Consider the following 17,404-nt stretch of genomic DNA (forward strand, 5'->3'; position numbering starts at 1 on the left):
CTAATCTCACGATTATGCCACAAGTTTATGCCACCCCAGGGGTGTACATTGAAGAAAAGAGCGCATTTGCCAGCTCGGCTGTGCCCGTCGCGACAGCGGTACCCGCGTTTATCGGGTACACGGAGAAAGCGATCCGAAATAACAAATCCATCATCAACGTTCCAACCCGTCTCACGTCGCTGAACGAGTATCATGAGATCTTTGGCGGCGCGCCAAAAATTCAGTTCGATTTGCTGGACGGTGAGAATGGAGAACCTTTTAAGGTTGAGGTGAAGCGTGAAACTAACTTTTATCTCTACAACACGCTGCGCTTGTTCTTCTCCAATGGCGGGTCCACCTGCTACATCATTGCCGTGGGAACCTATGACTACACCAAAGGCGTAGAGACGGCCACGCTTAATCCGGCGGAAAATGACAAGGGTCTGAAAACGTTGTTAAAGGAATTTGAACCTACTATGGTGGTGATTCCCGATGCCGTACTGCTCGGCGAAGCAGACTGTTTCAGCCTGCAACAGGCGATGGTCATGCATTGCGGCTTTGACATGCGCAATCGGGTTGCTTTGCTGGATGTGTACAATGGCTATTTATCCAGAACCATGGCCGATGACGATGTGATCACCAAGTTTCGCGAAGGCATCGGCATCAATCACCTGCAATGGGCGGCGGCGTATTATCCATGGGTGGAAAGCACCGTGGTACCGCTCACCGAAATAGACCTGGCGAACTTTGCAAACCCCGACGTCTTAAAGACCAAGCTGACCGAGTCGCTGAGCAAGGACAAGGCCGATGAAAAAAAGACTGCCGCCATCGCACTGGAGATCGAAAAGATCGGCGCGGCCGATACCGATGTCGTGGCACTTCATCAAACACTGTTCACAGCCGTGCCGCTATATAAAGCTATCCTCACGGAAGTCAGGCAAAAAATAAATATACTTCCTCCCAGTGGTGCCATGGCCGGCGTACTGACGATGGTCGACAACGCCGTAGGGGTAGCCAAATCGCCCGCCAACGTATCGATGGGATCGGTGGTGAAACCCACTGTCAATATCACCAACGCCATTCAGGAAGACCTGAACCTGCCGCTCAACGGCAAGGCGGTGAACGCCATTCGTAGTTTTCCCGGTAAAGGTGTGCTGGTATGGGGCGCGCGTACCCTGGACGGTAACAGCCAGGACTGGCGATACCTCAGCGTGCGCCGCACGGTCATTATGATCGAACAGTCGCTCAAGATTGCCGCGGAAGCGTATGTATTCGAGCCCAACGTATCGAACACCTGGGTGACTGTAAAAGGTATGATGAGCAACTTCCTGACCGATCAATGGAAGCGCGGCTCGCTGGCCGGCGCCATACCCGAGGATGCCTTCAGCGTCGATATCGGCCTGGGCGTAACGATGACTCCTACGGATGTTCTGGATGGTATCATGCGAATCACGGTGCGGCTTGCCGTCGTAAGACCAGCCGAATTTATCGTGATCACGTTCCAGCAACAAATGCAAAAATCATAACCCTAACATCTCTCCTTAAACTCAATAATTATGGCAGGCGAAAAACAGGACAATGTATGGCCCTTACCGAAATTCTATTTCAGTGTGGAAGTAGAGGGTGGTATGACGGCTTCCTTTCAAGAAGTATCGGGCCTCGATGCTGAAGTTGATGTGTTCGAATACCGGCACGGTGACAGTAAAGACTTTACCAAGATTAAAATGCCGGGACTAAAAAAATATAGCGACGTCACGCTGAAGAAGGGCCATTTTACCGGCGACATTCAGTTCTTTGAATGGTTCAGTAAAAACCAGTTAAACACCATCGAGCGCAAGGGTGTAACGATCAAGTTACTCAACGAAGGCGGAAACACAGAAATTGTCTGGACGCTCACCAACGCGTTCCCGAAATCGGTTAAATCGACTGATCTCAACTCGGGCAGTAGTGACGCGGCCATCGAGCAATTGGTGTTGGCGCATGAGGGCCTGGTGATCGCGAAAGGCTGATCCTAACCTATGGCAGTAACCCAAACGACCGGAGAACCCTACCCGCTGGTAGGGTTCTACTTTAGTGTTTCATTCAGCGGCATCAACGATACAAACGATGTAAAATTCAAAGAAATATCGGGTATTAGTATGTCGCTGGAAGTGCAAAATATAGCACAGGGTGGTGACAGTGGTTTCGTTGTGACGCTGCCGCAGAAAACAACTTTCAGCGACCTGGAATTAAAAAGAGGCTTGTTATCGGCATCGTCTGCCGTAACCGCGTGGTGCTACAGCTGGCTCCTGAACGACTATTCTCAACCAATAGAGAAGAAAACGGTATCGCTGAAGTTGCTCAATAAAGATGGCGCAGCCGTTATGACCTGGCAGTTTAACGAAGCCTACCCCGTGAAACTTGATATCAGTAGCTTCAGCTCCACCGCCTCGGGCGACGCCGCCCTGGTGGTTGAAAGCATCAAGCTGAAGTATAGCACCATCAAAATTATATAATCATGCCGCTGGATGTCAAAGAATTTATCATACAGGCAAAGTTTGAGGACGAAGCGGAAAGTCCCGCGGCCGTGCAACAGCAGGCTACCGATTACAGAACGATGAAAGAAGAGATCATCAGTGACTGCCTCGAAAAGATAGAGGAGCTTTTACGTAAACGTGACCGGCGATAATCATGGCCACTAGTGGGAAGCGGGAAAAAATGGTGATTGAGGGCTACGAAGCGCCGGACTTTACAGCCAAGGTGGCTGATGATTATATTTTTCAGATCAATCCTGAAAAGTATGATCGCACGCAGGAGTCCTCTGTGAAAGAAGACACCCGGCGATTGGCCAATGGAGATAGTATCCCCTCGAATAAATCCGTCGACCAGGAGTACCTGACACTGGACTTCTATATAGACTCTACCGGAGCCGTCGGCGGCTGCGACGATGTGGAAGCTAATATCAAAGCCTTGAAAAAACTGTGTGTGGATGTGAATGGGAAAATACACCGGGCGAACTACCTCAAGGTACGCTGGGGAACCGATTTTACATTCCCCTGTGAGATGACTGAGCTGAAAACGGATTTTGTCTTATTCAAGCCCGATGGAACGCCGGTACGGGCCAAGGTGATGGCGAAGTTGCGGCAATTTATCGACGCCGACGCTAAGGCAAAACAAAATAACCTCAGCTCGCCAGACCTATCTCATATCAAAACGGTTGTGGATGGCGACACGCTGCCCATGCTTTGCCACAACGTATACGGAGATCCTAAATATTATATACAGGTTGCCGCTTATAACCATCTGATCAATTTCAACGTCCTTACCCCCGGGCAAAGGATAATTTTTCCCCGTTTAACCGATGATTAAGTCCCCCTTAAACGCCAAGAGCGATCTGCCTACATATACCATCCTGATCGACGGCACCGCGATTAAGGACACATACCTCGTGCTGAGCATTTCCGTCACGAAAGCCATCAACAGTATCAATGAGGCAAAGGTTGTGTTGCTGGACGGCGACACGACCACAGGAACGTTTGAGGCAAGCGAATCCGATGACTTTGTGCCGGGCAAAAAAATCGAGATCAGCCTGGGCTACCACAGCACGAACGAAACGGTATTCAAAGGCATTATCACGGCACAAAGCATAAAAGTTCGAAGTCGTGTCAACCAGCTCGTTTCACAGCTGACGTTGCAATGTATGGACGAAGCTGTTAAGCTTACTGTCGGGAGAAAGAGCAAATATTTTAAAGACAAGAAGGACAGCGAGATTATCAGCTCCATCCTGACAGAAGCAGGCATCACCAAAAAAGTAGATGCCACGACGTTTGCATACAAGAAGATGGTTCAATACGACTGCACGGATTGGGACTTCATTGTTTCGCGCGCGGATGTCAATGGATTTATTGCGATCTGCAACGACGGCACACTGGAAGTGACGGCGCCGGTCCTCAGCGGAACCGCCGACCTGGCGGTGACCTACGGCATCGACATCATCGATTTTGCGGCCGACCTCGATGCACAATATCAAATTGACAGTGTGTCGTCCACCGCCTGGGATGGCACCATGCTCCAGGTAACCACCGGGACATCCGCCGAGCCCAGTGTGAATGCCCACGGAAACATCACGGGTAAAAAGCTTTCGGAAGTACTGGGCTCGAAAGTATATACATTACAATCTGCCGTGCCGGAAGATGCGTCTGTACTCAAAGGCTGGGCAAATGCCAAGTTGCAACAAATGCGACTGGCAAAAATACAGGGGTATGTAACGTTCCCCGGCAATGCCGCGCCCAAACTGGGCAAGCTACTTCAGCTCAACAGCTTCGGCACACGCTTTAACGGCGACGCGTTTATTTCCGGTGTACACCATACTTTGGAAGAGGGCACCTGGGTCACACGCGTGAACTTTGGTCTTGAGCCGGCATTCTTTACCGAAACCAAAAAGATCCTCGCTCCTGCGGCCGCTGGCGCATTGCCTGCAGCACCAGGGTTACAGATCGGCACGGTAAAACAAATCGACCAGGATACCGACGGCGAATACAGAATTCTGGTGGATCTACCCATGGTGGAAGCCACCGGCATCGGCATCTGGGCACGACTGTCCCATCCCTACGCCACCGACGGTGCGGGCTTCTATTTTCTGCCCGAGGTAAGCGACGAGGTGGTGCTGGGATTTCTGAATGAAGACCCGCGCTTCCCCGTGATCATTGGCTCCTTGTACGGGAAAAAGAAAAAACCACCTTATACACCCGAAAGTAAAAACAACACGAAGGGCTTCGTGAGTAAAAGCAAGCTGAAGCTCACCTTCGACGAAGAAAAGAAAAGTATCACGCTGGAAACACCGGGAGGAAATAAGGTCATTCTGGATGACGATGGAAAATCGCTTACGATCCAGGATCAAAACAAGAACAAGATCACACTCTCTGCCGACGGCATTGTCTTCGACAGCGCGAAGGACGTCAAGTTCACCGCGAAGGGTAATTTTTCGATCGACGCGATAGATCTCGTCGCCAACGCCAAGGGCGATGTGAACCTGGCCGGAAACAACATCAACGCCAAGGCTAAGCTAGCGCTGTTGGCGCAGGGAACGGCACAGGCCACCTTGAAGGCTTCCGGGCAGGTGGAAGTAAAAGGTGGCATGGTCATGATTAACTAATATTTCGCGTATGCCATTTGCTGCAAGAATAACCGATCTGCATGTGTGTCCCATGGTCACACCCGGTCTTCCGCCCATCCCGCATGTTGGAGGTCCGGTGATTGGTCCCGGCGCACCGACGGTACTCATCGGGAAACTTCCCGCCGCTGTGCTGGGAGATTCCTGCGTGTGCACCGGTCCGCCCGATTCCATTATGAAGGGATCGGCCACGGTGATGATTGGCGGTAAACCAGCGGCGCGCATGGGCGACACCACCGCCCACGGCGGACAGATTGCATTGGGATGTCCCACAGTAATGATCGGCGGATAGACACAAAACGATACGGGGTATGCAAGACAATACATTCCTGGGCAGAGGCTGGTCGTTCCCACCGCGGTTCGACTTTGTACGCAACGCGGTAGTGATGGTAGAAGAAGACGAAGACATCGCCGAGAGCCTGCGACTGATCCTTTCTACCATGCAAGGCGAACGGATCATGGACCCGAAATTCGGGAGCACGCTGGCTACGTTCGTCTTCGACAGCATCGACAGCCTGTTTATCAACCGCATCAAAGACAGCATCCGTACGGCGATCCTTCACCACGAGCCCCGCGTCACCCTGGATGAGATCACGGTAAACACAACGCAGGCCAGCGAGGGCGTAGTGTATGCAACGTTATTCTACACCATTCGAAAAATAAATGTACGGAGTAATATGGTATACCCATTTTACTTTAAAGAAGGAACAAACATACAGCACCCTTAATATTGAACTGCCATGCGTGCGCCGGATGAGAATGTCGATATACCCTGGGAGGATGTGCACGATCCGTACGGTTCGTCGCGCAACCGGCGCTTTGCGGCAGCGCTGCATCCGGAGTACTTTAAAATAGACGAACGAACGCTGGCCGACTTCCTGGTATTTGCCGAGCAATATGCCGCCTATGTCTATGCCGATGCACCCGATGTATCCGGCGACGCCACCACGTGGCAAAATTTCTTTGGTGGTAGCATTATCGTCTTTCTGGCCAGGCTGTGTTCTGGCAAGCCGGTTCGCACCGTTACGTATGATATTCTGTCCGGCGCGGCCACGCCACCCCATCATGTTCTGCACAAACTTAACAACTTTGTGCGCTATGCCGGCAGCCTGCCGGGCGCCCTGCCACCCTCCTTAGAAAAACAAACAAACAGCAAGAAGATCAGCCACCTGCTGTTTCAGCTTGACGAACTGAAGGCGGCGATGGATCGGGTGATCCAATCCTGCCGGCAAGCCGGCATCGTTATTGACTATGCCACGAAGGATACATCCGCTCCAGCGGAAGGAGACGATGCCACGCAACAACATACTACTGCTGTAGACGCTTCGCTGGACATGTTCCTGTCGTTATCCCATAAAGTAACAGAGAGTGCGCAAAATCTACTGCACGAATTTATCTACGATTACCAGGAGCACGACCCTGCCCTTGCACTCTATGTTTCCTTCCTAAAGCTTTACGCTTACGCCCAGGAAGATCTCAACAAGATTACGGGCAAGCACCTGGACTATTTTTTCTACGACCTGCTGCAGCAGAAACATAAGCCGTCCGAGCCCGACGAGGTATACGTATGCGTTCGTTTGTCAGACCACGTCGAAACTGCAGCGATCGAAAGAGGAACATTATTCAACGCCAACCTGGATGAAGAAGGACTGGACTGTCTCTATGCGGCAAAAGACTACGCCTCGGTAAACCAAACCCAGGTTGTCGCCCTGGGATCCTTTTACCCTGCCCGAAAAGGTGAGATCGGTATTGAGCCGTACTATGAATTCATATCGGCTATTTATGAAACAGACCTGCTTTATTCCGCCGGTGGCTTTGATTTTACTGCGGCCGCCAGAGCTTTTCCAGCGTTTGGCGAGGCCGTCTACAATGCCACAAAAAAAACGATGAAGCCCAGCGAGATCGGTTTTGCCATCGCCTCTCCTACCCTGCTGCTGCGTGAAGGCTGCCGACAGATAACCTTATCGTTGCAGTTCGAATTGAACTCGATGTCGCCCCTGGTTTCCTTCTTCGAGCGCTATGCTAAGGCCGAGAACCTGAGTGCGAATAATGTCTTCTATCGAATTTTCTCGGAAGCCTTCAGTATTTCGCTCACTACACCCGGTGGATGGCATGAGGTATCCGACTACACAATCCTGCCTCCGGCATGGGGCAGCGGCAAAGTAGAGTTCTATTTTGAATTACCACTCGGCGCGCCTCCTATTACTCCTTTTGGCGAAGACTGGCCGGCTGACGAAGTAAAAAAATACAACACACTGTGGCCGGTGATGAAGATAAGCCTGGCCGATCGCAAGACTATGTATACGTATTCGTATCTGGAGCATTTGATTATACAGACATGCTCTATTGCTGTAGAGGTGAGCCAGATCAAAAATCTGGAGGTATACAATGACCTGGGAAAAGTGGAGACCAGCGTTCCTTTCTACCCTTTTGGCGCGCTGCCAGTGATGGGAAGCGCCTTCCTGGTGGGCTATGACGAGCTGACAAAAAAACAGATCAGCGACATCGCCCTGGAAATTACCTGGCACAACCTGCCGCGGGTGGAAGGAGGATTTCGCGAACACTACGAAACGTATGGAGAAGACATCACCAACGACTCCTTTCGGGTTGGCGTAACCGGTTTGTCAGATTATGCATTTCACCCTGTGGCGGCGGATAAAATACAGACCTTCCCGCTGTTCGTTACCCAGCAGAATGACGGGCAGACAACACAACGCAAACCGGCCATTCAGACCACTATCCAAGACCTGGATGTGAAGGCATTGAAACTTCATGACAATTTCACCAAAGAACCGTTAGGCCCTTACGACAACAGCGCCAAAACGGGATATATCAAGATAGAGCTGATCACCCCCGAAATGGGATTCGGCCATCAGAAATATCCCATACTCTTGTCAGAGGCCGTCTTGCGGAAAGCCCGGCGGGAAGATACCAAACTGCCCGAAGCACCCTATACCCCGCAGGTAAAGTCGCTCGCCCTGCGGTATCGCGCATCCACACAGATAAGCTTTCAAAAGTCATCTGCCCTCAAGGCACATCCCAAAGCGGATGAAAAAACGTTTCAACTACAGGCATTTGGCGTTCGAACGACATTTGCTGAAACAACACCGTCGGTAGATACCTTGTTGCCACAATATGAGCATGATGGCTACCTGCTGCTGGGACTTGATACCGTACTACCCGGCGAAGCTGTGACGTTTTGCTTCGTGCTCGAGCGCAATACGTTATCCGATTCAACCGACGAGGTGCCCACGATCGAATGGTATTATGTGTCGGACGACACGTGGCACACGTTCAACAAAAAGGATGTCATCTTCGATACCACCCGCAGCTTTACCACCACAGGCCTGGTTAAGTTGGTGACACCTGCCGACATCAGCAATCAGAACGCTGTGTTACCCGGAGGATGCTATTGGATTATCGCCGCATTAAAGGGTGATCCCACCGCGACCGGAAAAATACGGTCGATCCAGACACAGGCTATAACACTCACCTGGACACCCCACAAACCGGGAGCACAATGGAAAGCCAACCTCCCGCCTAATACCATCAACAGCCTGGCGCTGGCAACGTCAGATATTGTTGCGGTCTTCCAACCCGCAGCATCTTTCGGCGGACGGCCTAAGGAAGCACCACAGGATTTCTACATCCGCGTGAGCGAATTTTTAGCCCATAAAAACAGGGCAGTCACTGCCTGGGATATTGAAAGGTTGGTACTTGAAAATTTACCGGCCGTAAACCAGGTAAAGTGCATCTCCGCTGTCGAGTATCCTTTCTTTACCGAGGTGGGCAAGGTCATTGTCGTCGTAACGCCGAAAGTGATGACAGGGGATCGATTCATCCTGCCGCGGTTCAGCCCGGCCGTACTCCAGGATATCAGGATATACCTGGAAAAACGTATTTCCGCCTTTGCCACAATCGTCGTTGTCAACCCAACCTACGAAGAAGTTAAAATCACGGCAGACATCGTGCTGGCCGACGAAGTCACGGGAGAATACGAAGATGTACTGTACCGCGACATCCGGAATTATCTCTGTCCCTGGTATAGCAATGCTCAGGAAGACATGGCCTTTGGTGGCTCCCTGGACCTGGACGAGGTCACCGGGTTTATCGCTACCCGATCGTACGTAAAATCTGTCTCGAAGGTCTCGGTCCTGATCCTGCAACACAACAACAAAATCTACACGATCACAGATTCTGCACAAGGTGCCTCTGACCGCAAAAAACTTTACAGCAGCCAACCCTGGTGCGTGCTTATACCGATGAAACAACACCAGATCAACATGAATACAGAAGAACAGAATTTAACCCCTGAGAAAGCTGCGATCATGAATATGCGCCTGGGAAGGGAGTTCGTCGTGGCCGGAAAAACAGAGAATACCCTTCCGGAAGACGCCCCGGACGATGCGACCGGCCTGCGAGGCTATGTGGAATTTGATATACCGCTGTGAACCGCGAAAACAGCATCACTCCTCCTGAAATTTTATCGTACATTAACTATACCGTTCGTCATGTCAATCAGAAACAGAAATACCTTAAAGAACTTCTTCCGCAACGGGAAGTCGCCCTCCGAAACAGAATTCTCGGACCTGATAGACTCTACCTGGAATAAGGTGGACGACGGGCTAAATAAAACGGAAAACGATGGCTTAAAGCTTGCACCCTTCGGAAACTCCACCATGCTGATGAGCTTCTATGAAAGCATTGCCAGTACCACCCCCGACTGGAAAATTGCCATCAATCCGGAGAACAATAAGGGAATTGCCTTTATACAGCCGGGGCATGAAAAGTCTCCTTCCCTCACCTTTAGCAGCGCCGGTAATGTGGGTATAAAGACCTTTACTCCTCAAACGGCGCTTGACGTAACGGGCACGATAAGCGCCACCGGGCGAATGGGCGGGTATAAAACAGGAAAGGTACCTGCCGACGCGACGTGGCACACGATCGTACCGGGGCTTCAGGGGTTTAATGCATTCGAAATTGTGGCCGCGGCCGAAGGAAACCCCGGCGAGGGGCATTATACGATGGCACATGCCATTGCATTAAACGCCCACCAAGGCCGCAAAGGCACGATCAAAGTAATTCGTACGTCATACGACTGGTTTGACTTTCGCGACAAGCTGCATTTCCGCTGGCAGGGCGCGTCCGACAATTATGTGCTGCAAATCCGCACTGGCAAGCACTATGCGTTGCGGAAGGACAAAAAATTCAATACGATCAGCTTTCACGTCTGCAAACTGTGGGACAGTACGATCATGAAAAACATAAATGACTGAACATGGTAGCGCTACCCGGCATACACGCGCACTATATGCCCAGCAAGAGCATGAACTTCGCTTTGCTGCGCAGCGAGGGAATGGCGCATGCACAGGCCCTGTCGGGAAAGATCTGGACCGACTACAATAGCCATGATCCGGGCGTGACGATACTCGAGCAATTGTGTTACGCACTGACCGTGGTAGGCTACAAAACCAACCTGGACGTACATCAACTGGTATTCGGTGGCGGAGAGGCGGCTATCGTAAAGAGTAATGCACTCTATGGTCCACAAGAGATCTTTGCCAGCGGCACGGTGACGCTCGGCGACCTTCGGATACTCTTTTGCGACCTGCTCAAAAATGAAGGTGTGGACAACGTCTGGTTTAAGAAAGTGACGGGTAGTATGACGGCAGGCCTCTTTGATGTATACGTGCGTACGTCAGCGCCCCCACAACTCCACGCGTCGCTCGAAGGAAAGATACGCGAAGTCTATGCCGCGCACCGGAGCCTGGGCGAAGACATCCAGCGGGTTATCATGCTCAGGCCACTGTACATCGACATCGCAGCGTCTATTGAAATCAACGAAGAGGTCTCGCCCGAGAAGGCACTGGGCGACATGTTCTATGCGCTGCATGAATATTTTAATCCGTCGGCTACGCGCCTGCCGTTGCACGAGCTGATTCACCAAGGACTGGGATACGAGACCCTGTTCAATACACCCGCGTTTGAACACGGCTTTATCCGGAAGCTGCCGCCGATGAACGACACAAAAGTATTTCCGATATCGGCCCTCGACGACATTATTAGTAATGTACCCGGCATACGAAGCGTGCGCAATCTGGTTGTGAGCAAGGACGGCATTCGGGTAACCGGAAAATATATCACCGCGGAAGAAGGCTATTTACCCGAAGTATCGCTGGAATCTCACAAGATCTCCATCGCTGTATACCGGAATCATAACAAAATAGGCTACGATGCCTACCGGGTGAAGCATTATTACCAGGAAAAAACAGACATACAAAACAAGTCCTACCCCTTCACGCCGGTGCACATCGAAAAAAAGGACGAGGACGTAAAACGACACATTGGCACGTACGTAAGCGTTCAAAACACGTTTCCGATTGTCTATGGCATTGGACGATACGGCCTCCCGGGCAATGCGCCTTATGCACGGGTCAGACAGGCCCGGCAACTGCAGAGCTATCTGTTGTTTTTTGACCAGATCATGCTCAATCACCTGGCGCAGCTCCAGAACCTGGATCAACTGTTCAGCTATACCATCGACAGCGCGCAGACCACCTACTTTACCCAACTTCCGGGCATGGGTAAGCCACACGATATACCCGACATCGACAAGCTAACCGACAAGTCGCTGGACGAAAACAGGCTTCGAGCCCTGGTGCACGACAACTACTTCGAACGAAAAAACCGGGTGCTCGATCATCTTCTCGCCAGGTTTTCCGAGACCTGTCCGGAGCTGCAATACCCCAACCTGCCGGCGCTGCTGGGTGTGGAAGAATCCACACTCAGCGCCACCCTGGCGACCATTAAATCGGCCTTGCTGCAGCAACTGCCTGAGCTTAGTAAACACCGAAACCGGGGAGCCAACTATATCGCGGGCCATCAACCGGATGCCTATCCTTTTAAGACACGTCTCAGCCTGCTTTTAAATCTTCGTCGCAGTAACGTCAACGACAAGGCCCTGCCATCGCTGACAGCCCCCTATCAATTCCTGACGCCTGCAAGTCAAAAGCCTAACGCCAGCACTTCGGTTCGGTTTAAATTACCCAACCATCCCGAAAGCCGCGACCAGCTGGTCTTTTACGGGTCGCTTACTGATAGCTATAGTATTGTATCCGTCGACGCCACCGTCAAGCCGTATATCGTATTGTTTCATACGCAACAGGACCCACACGGAACATTCCTGGCAGACTGTACTTCTTTCGACGTCGCGGAAGAATTGATTGCGCAGTTGGTTGATAAGTTTAAAAAGCTGCATGAACAAGCCAGCGATTTCTATGTTTTAGAGCACGTGCTGCTGAGACCGACACTCGAAAAACAATACGATGTCGAATTTCCACTGCGCCAAACTCCCTATAGTTTTCAATCCGCAGAGCGCGATCACCTGGAAGAGCAGCGAAACCTGATGGTGGACGTGGTTATCTACGGCACGGACAAAACAAACTATACGATCAACCAGGAAGGTCCCTCGTATCGCATCTACCTAACCGACCGTCAGGGTAACGCTCTCGTTAAGCTCAACACCACTTTCGGCGAATATGCACTTGCCACTACATGCATCGAGCAAACGCTTGTTCCTTATTTTGTGGAGCTCGAACGAAAGGGACTTACCGGCACGGCCGATGCAAACTTCATCCTGATGCAGGAACGGATCGATGAAGAGACATTGCTCACGCCGGGTATAACGCTGGTGTTTCCCAAATGGATACCGCGGTTCAGCGATCCGGAGTTCCGCGTTTTGCTTCGGCAAAGCCTCTGCCGTTGTCTGCCGGCGCATCTGCGCGTGAACATACGATGGCTTAACTTAAAAGATATGGCCGCGTTTGAACAAAAATTCAGCGCCTGGCAAAAGCTGAAACGCCTCGTGGCACAGGCTGGGAACAACGCATCCGCTGTACAGGACCGGCGCGTACTCCGGGAACTCCGCAGCAGCATGGCCGACCTTGATAAAATTTCCACCGAACTGATATCGGAATTTGTTGTTAGCAATACTCCCGAGACATGAAAACCACGCCCAAAAAACATACGCTCACCGGACTTAAACCTTTTGATGAAAAAGACTCTGAGCGCTATTATATAGACGAAACGCTCACCGAGAAATTCTTTCGCACGCTGAAGAAGAACCGTTTTGTATTCCTGACCGGCGAACCCGGCAGTGGCAAAACTTCCTTTCTCAATTGTGCTGTCATTGTTCCTTCCGGCCACCATCTGAATCACGACGCCGAGCGATGGGTAGCCGCCAAATTCAGGCCGGGACGAAGTCCGCTGAAGAATCTGGCGCGTGCGCTGGACAAGGCGCAGTCCACTAATGCAAAACAAAACGCTGCACTGGCCATCGAAGCGTTGCTGCGCACCGGCAGCAGTACCCTCACGGAGGTATTCGAGCAATATCCGCTCCAACACAACACCACGCTCCTGCTGGTGGTTGACCATTTCGAAGACATCTTTTTACCAGACCGTTCGCAAACCGCTGTGAGCAAGATCGCTGCATCCTCGGAAGCACAGAAGTTCATCAACCTGTTGTGGGCATTCGAGCATCACAATACGCGTCCCGTCTATGTCGTGGTCTCTTTCTCCGACAATTATCGCGACCGTGCCTCCGAACATCCCAAACTCCTGGAGCTGCTGCAAAAACGAAGTTTTCCATTTGAAGGTATATCGATCCAGGAAACCGACGCTGTAATAGACCGTGCCGTGCCTGCCATCTGGAAGGGGCACAAAGACATTGCCGTGATCAAAAAGACTACGCTGCAACGGCTTGACGAAGACCAGGAGCGTCACACGCTCAACCCTGCCTGGCGTTACCTGTTGAACCACTCCCTGCAATATACCTTCGCGCTCTGGCACCGCGGGTACCAGGGCATCCATAAGAAAATCGCGGGAGAATCGTCGTTAAAGGAACTGGCTGATAACAACTATCTTCCCTTGCTGGTAAATGATCTGTTGCGCGATGAGCTTTCCGTCATCAACGCCACCGCCAATAAAAGAAGCAACGGCGTTTGGCGTAAACTGTCAACACAACAACAACAGACACTTGTCCGGATTGTGAAAGGCACCAAAGAAACCGACAAGAAGTTAACCTTACAAGGGCTCTACCATGCGGCAGGTAAGATACCGCGCTCGCTGGCATTGGAGGTCGAGGAGATCTTCCGCGCCAATCCCAAAATGGAAACGGTCTGCGAGCTGTTCGTCAAAACACTGACATCCCGGGACGGCACATTGGAGCCGCTTCGCTATAAAATCATGGCCACATGCCTGGTCGGGAAAAACGGGATCACGCAGCAGGACGTGGACCGGTTCATTAAGTGCTTTGGCGATGACGGACTGGGACTGGTGCAGGTAATACCGTCCTCCCGCGTAGAGGAAAGCCTGAACATGATTCACAATGGAGCCCACATTGACGACGACGCCATAGTATCGGTACGAAACCTTAGCCTGGCAGGTATGTTCCCCAAAGTGGCACTCTGGATCAAACAGGAAAGCGATTGCATTCAGGAGTACCTCCTTTACGCACAGGCTGCAGCGGGCAAAACAGCATCCCATCCGTTAACGCTGGAACGGTATGCCAACACCATCTTAAACGGCGAGCCCATCGACAACAACGAATATTCCCGAATCATTCACGACTTTCTCCAAAAAGACAGTACCTGGGCGGCTCTCCACACGCCCCCGGGAAGCTCCTTCGCCAGCTTTGAACAGACCCGGAAATTTGTCACGCTGGGTGTAAATCATTGGCGAGACATCAACAAAGCTGAAGAGACACGAAAGAAAGAAGAAAAGAAGATTAAAAGCATCAAGCGGAATTTAATCGTCGCGGCATTCGTGGGCGTTATCCTGGTTACGTTATACAGCGCATTCTCCATTGCGCAGCATAGAATGCTCAAACAATTCGACTGCATGTACGATGACTGCCTGCGTGTCAGCAAAGAGATTAACCAGCAATACCTTCACATCCACAAAGGCGAAAAATACAAGACAGCCGTAGACAAATGGACAACGGCGTTGATCTACAAAAGCAACCTGGTCGACAATTGCATAGACTCGATGTATTCTTCCAACGTCGTGAAATTTATTTGGAACTATCGTCACTGGCAACGCCGCCGGGAGGCATTATTCCATGACTCCACGCGCATGGAGGTCTTGCAGGAAGTCATCAAACAGAATTTTATAGGATCTACCGGAGACAAGATCGAAGTCGTAGACGGTTATATGATCTTCGAGGAAAATCTCTTTCCATCAAAAAATGGACTGTATATAGTCGATTGCGGAAAATGCGATAAGCCAGGGTGGTTTAAGTAACTGATTTTTATGAATACTCACGCGAACAAAATACAAGATGATACGATCAACGCTGCCGCTCGTTCAGCTTCGGCTAAGCGTGACGTTGGCACATCTTCCTTCCAGTTTGTAGACAATCGTCCAGAGGCTGTTTCTCAACGAAAATTACGAAAGATGAGTAAACTCCCCAAAGAACCGATCCAGCGAGCAATAATAGTTGATGGCAAAAAGTTATTGACCAAAGTCGAACACCTGGAAGGTAGCGGCCTAGATATCATAAAAATAATGGCGGCCATAAAAGACCTTGACAGCGTAGCAGATCGCCCACAAACCATCGAGGATGCTATAAATGACTTAAGACTTTTTCAGTTTTTCAGCGCCGACGAAGATTATATCGCGGATGCCACGAAATCTTTAAAACGTCTGAAAGAACCAGCGGACCTACTCCATCCCAAAAGACCAACAGATCGAATACATCAGGAGGTTAATACAGCTCCCGACTTTATTTCACAGGGGCGGCTGCCTCAAACGATGAGGATCAGCGGATTGATGAGCTGTATAGCCATCTTTATTGAAGCCGGCGATCAACATGGAACAGAACGACTCATCGGAATGCACTACACAACCCTCTACCATACAAACGATGACGACAACAAGAGCATCAGTGCCTTAGGACAAAACGCGCTACAATCAATGGCCTTATTATCCACCGGGCTAAGAATAACAAAAGTACATCTATGTCATCGAATTCAGCGAAACGAAAAACCAGAAGACGCTACTACGTCCAATCTAAAAAATCTGACTGCTCATTTTGGAATGGGAATCTGCCAAATTCATAATTTGGGATTGAAGGGTGACGTCACAGCGCTTCTTGCTCCCGACGGAAAGGTCGATATCGATATTTGACATCGTTAAAATCCACATCGTTCGTCAGAAATCCAATGGCAGTGCTCGTTCGTGTTTCTGCCTTTTAACGACAGGCTATTTTACCATTTTAATGGTCCCATCTTTATTGTAGAAAAGTTGATCAACACAGATCGACCTCAACCAATCGTGATTGGAAAGGGAGCTGTTGTGATAAAAGGAATACCATTTGCCTTTGTATTCAACGATGGAGCCGTGGTTTGTATAGCTGTCGGTGGGCTGCATGTAGATTCCCTGGTGCTTCCAGGGGCCAAGCGGGCTGTTGCTGGTGGCGTATCGCAGGCGGTTGTCACCTTTAACACCTTCCTTATCGTTGTTCTCGTCGTGGTTATCAGAATACGACAGGTAGTACACGCCTTTGTATTTGTGCACCCAGCTAGCCTCATGGAAATCCACGAGGCCTTCCATGGTTTTCAGCTCACCGTCAATTTCCACCATATTGTCTTTTAATTTTCCACCTTTACAGGTACCACCCCCACCGTAGTAGAAGTAAGCCTGCCCATCATCGTCGACAAAAACACACGGATCGATCATGGCTTCCAGGCCTTCTATATACCCTTGCGCTACAAAATCCCTTGCCGGATGTTTACTGGTTGCGACTCCTATTTTCCATGTTTTGTTCCACTCCGTACCGCTGGGGTGTGGGAAATAAAAGTAATAGGTGCCGTTTTTATAGGCACAGTCGGGCGCCCACATAAAGCCACCATCCGGTCTCCCCCACTTCACCTGGCTGGCGCGCAAGATCTCGCCGTGGTCGGTCCAGTTCACCATGTCGTCCGTAGAAAATACGTGATACTGGTCCATGAGGTCACAGCCCTTGGGTGGCGCTATATCGTGCGAAGCGTAAACATATAAGCGACCGTCTTGCCAGACGTGGGCAGACGGGTCGGCCGTATACATGTCGGTGATAAAAGGTTTTTTCTGCTGCGCGTTGATATTGATCGAAACTAATATCAATGACGTTAAAATTGACACTGTTGTACCGCTAAATACCCTCATAATTGATCTGAATGTAAATCTTTGAACCTCATAAACGCTTAATGCTATTGCTTTTTCATTATCTACGTCAAT

14 protein-coding genes are annotated in these 17,404 nt (G+C 50.6%); 13 read left to right on the forward strand and 1 reads right to left on the reverse strand.

Going from position 1 to position 17,404, the window contains the following annotated elements; all coding sequences use genetic code 11:
* Nucleotides 1-14 precede the first annotated feature (14 nt).
* Genes K7P01_RS29365 through K7P01_RS29425 form a run of 13 tightly spaced genes read left to right on the forward strand, consistent with a single transcriptional unit; the run spans nucleotide 15 to nucleotide 16,315 of the window.
* Nucleotides 15-1,505, forward strand: a complete 1,491-nt coding sequence (locus tag K7P01_RS29365) for a phage tail sheath family protein (RefSeq protein WP_267298166.1) — start codon at nucleotides 15-17, stop codon at nucleotides 1,503-1,505.
* Between the two features lie 30 nt (nucleotides 1,506-1,535).
* Nucleotides 1,536-1,988: a phage tail protein gene (locus tag K7P01_RS29370; RefSeq protein ID WP_267298167.1), complete on the forward strand. Its 453-nt coding sequence runs from the start codon at nucleotides 1,536-1,538 to the stop codon at nucleotides 1,986-1,988.
* 9 nt (nucleotides 1,989-1,997) lie between these two features.
* On the forward strand, nucleotides 1,998-2,474 hold the full coding sequence (locus K7P01_RS29375; RefSeq protein WP_267298168.1) for a phage tail protein: 477 nt from the start codon (nucleotides 1,998-2,000) through the stop codon (nucleotides 2,472-2,474).
* A gap of 2 nt (nucleotides 2,475-2,476) precedes the next feature.
* Nucleotides 2,477-2,647 carry a DUF5908 family protein gene (locus tag K7P01_RS29380; protein WP_267298169.1) on the forward strand — a complete coding sequence of 57 codons (171 nt, stop codon included), beginning with the start codon at nucleotides 2,477-2,479 and terminating at the stop codon, nucleotides 2,645-2,647.
* Nucleotides 2,648-2,649: 2 nt separating this feature from the next.
* A complete protein-coding gene (locus K7P01_RS29385; RefSeq protein ID WP_267298170.1) occupies nucleotides 2,650-3,327 on the forward strand; it encodes a CIS tube protein in 678 nt (225 codons plus the stop codon).
* Entirely contained in the window at nucleotides 3,320-5,113 is a 1,794-nt protein-coding gene (gene vgrG, locus K7P01_RS29390) for a type VI secretion system tip protein VgrG (RefSeq protein ID WP_267298171.1), read from the forward strand. The genes K7P01_RS29385 and vgrG overlap by 8 nt, the downstream gene beginning before the upstream one ends.
* Nucleotides 5,114-5,123: 10 nt before the next feature.
* Nucleotides 5,124-5,423, forward strand: coding sequence for a PAAR domain-containing protein (locus K7P01_RS29395; RefSeq protein WP_267298172.1), 300 nt, complete (start codon nucleotides 5,124-5,126; stop codon nucleotides 5,421-5,423).
* A 19-nt stretch (nucleotides 5,424-5,442) separates the two neighbouring features.
* On the forward strand, nucleotides 5,443-5,859 hold the full coding sequence (locus tag K7P01_RS29400; protein ID WP_267298173.1) for a GPW/gp25 family protein: 417 nt from the start codon (nucleotides 5,443-5,445) through the stop codon (nucleotides 5,857-5,859).
* 12 nt (nucleotides 5,860-5,871) lie between these two features.
* Nucleotides 5,872-9,582, forward strand: coding sequence for a baseplate J/gp47 family protein (locus K7P01_RS29405; RefSeq protein WP_267298174.1), 3,711 nt, complete (start codon nucleotides 5,872-5,874; stop codon nucleotides 9,580-9,582).
* A gap of 60 nt (nucleotides 9,583-9,642) precedes the next feature.
* Nucleotides 9,643-10,407 carry a hypothetical protein gene (locus K7P01_RS29410; RefSeq protein WP_267298175.1) on the forward strand — a complete coding sequence of 255 codons (765 nt, stop codon included), beginning with the start codon at nucleotides 9,643-9,645 and terminating at the stop codon, nucleotides 10,405-10,407.
* A gap of 2 nt (nucleotides 10,408-10,409) precedes the next feature.
* Entirely contained in the window at nucleotides 10,410-13,136 is a 2,727-nt protein-coding gene (locus K7P01_RS29415) for a hypothetical protein (RefSeq protein WP_267298176.1), read from the forward strand.
* Nucleotides 13,133-15,430 carry an ATP-binding protein gene (locus K7P01_RS29420; protein WP_267298177.1) on the forward strand — a complete coding sequence of 766 codons (2,298 nt, stop codon included), beginning with the start codon at nucleotides 13,133-13,135 and terminating at the stop codon, nucleotides 15,428-15,430. The genes K7P01_RS29415 and K7P01_RS29420 overlap by 4 nt, the downstream gene beginning before the upstream one ends.
* A 9-nt stretch (nucleotides 15,431-15,439) precedes the next feature.
* A complete protein-coding gene (locus tag K7P01_RS29425; protein ID WP_267298178.1) occupies nucleotides 15,440-16,315 on the forward strand; it encodes a hypothetical protein in 876 nt (291 codons plus the stop codon).
* Nucleotides 16,316-16,390: 75 nt separating this feature from the next.
* Here the strand turns inward: K7P01_RS29425 and K7P01_RS29430 are convergent, their stop codons facing one another.
* Nucleotides 16,391-17,332, reverse strand: a complete 942-nt coding sequence (locus K7P01_RS29430; RefSeq protein WP_267298179.1) for a family 43 glycosylhydrolase — start codon at nucleotides 17,330-17,332, stop codon at nucleotides 16,391-16,393.
* Nucleotides 17,333-17,404: the final 72 nt, after the last annotated feature.

This window comes from Parachryseolinea silvisoli (assembly GCF_021190955.1).
GTDB classification, from domain to species: Bacteria; Bacteroidota; Bacteroidia; order Cytophagales; family Cyclobacteriaceae; genus Ohtaekwangia; species Ohtaekwangia silvisoli.

Bases quoted from the DNA above. Each gene is read 5' to 3' on its own strand.
- K7P01_RS29375 (WP_267298168.1), top strand. From the start codon at position 1,998: ATGGCAGTAACCCAAACGACCGGAGAACCCTACCCGCTGGTAGGGTTC.
- K7P01_RS29425 (WP_267298178.1), top strand. From the start codon at position 15,440: ATGAATACTCACGCGAACAAAATACAAGATGATACGATCAACGCTGCC.
- K7P01_RS29385 (WP_267298170.1), top strand. From the start codon at position 2,650: ATGGCCACTAGTGGGAAGCGGGAAAAAATGGTGATTGAGGGCTACGAA.
- K7P01_RS29365 (WP_267298166.1), top strand. From the start codon at position 15: ATGCCACAAGTTTATGCCACCCCAGGGGTGTACATTGAAGAAAAGAGC.
- K7P01_RS29400 (WP_267298173.1), top strand. From the start codon at position 5,443: ATGCAAGACAATACATTCCTGGGCAGAGGCTGGTCGTTCCCACCGCGG.
- K7P01_RS29395 (WP_267298172.1), top strand. From the start codon at position 5,124: ATGCCATTTGCTGCAAGAATAACCGATCTGCATGTGTGTCCCATGGTC.
- K7P01_RS29415 (WP_267298176.1), top strand. From the start codon at position 10,410: ATGGTAGCGCTACCCGGCATACACGCGCACTATATGCCCAGCAAGAGC.
- vgrG (WP_267298171.1), top strand. From the start codon at position 3,320: ATGATTAAGTCCCCCTTAAACGCCAAGAGCGATCTGCCTACATATACC.
- K7P01_RS29430 (WP_267298179.1), bottom strand. From the start codon at position 17,332: ATGAGGGTATTTAGCGGTACAACAGTGTCAATTTTAACGTCATTGATA.
- K7P01_RS29420 (WP_267298177.1), top strand. From the start codon at position 13,133: ATGAAAACCACGCCCAAAAAACATACGCTCACCGGACTTAAACCTTTT.
- K7P01_RS29380 (WP_267298169.1), top strand. From the start codon at position 2,477: ATGCCGCTGGATGTCAAAGAATTTATCATACAGGCAAAGTTTGAGGAC.
- K7P01_RS29410 (WP_267298175.1), top strand. From the start codon at position 9,643: ATGTCAATCAGAAACAGAAATACCTTAAAGAACTTCTTCCGCAACGGG.
- K7P01_RS29370 (WP_267298167.1), top strand. From the start codon at position 1,536: ATGGCAGGCGAAAAACAGGACAATGTATGGCCCTTACCGAAATTCTAT.
- K7P01_RS29405 (WP_267298174.1), top strand. From the start codon at position 5,872: ATGCGTGCGCCGGATGAGAATGTCGATATACCCTGGGAGGATGTGCAC.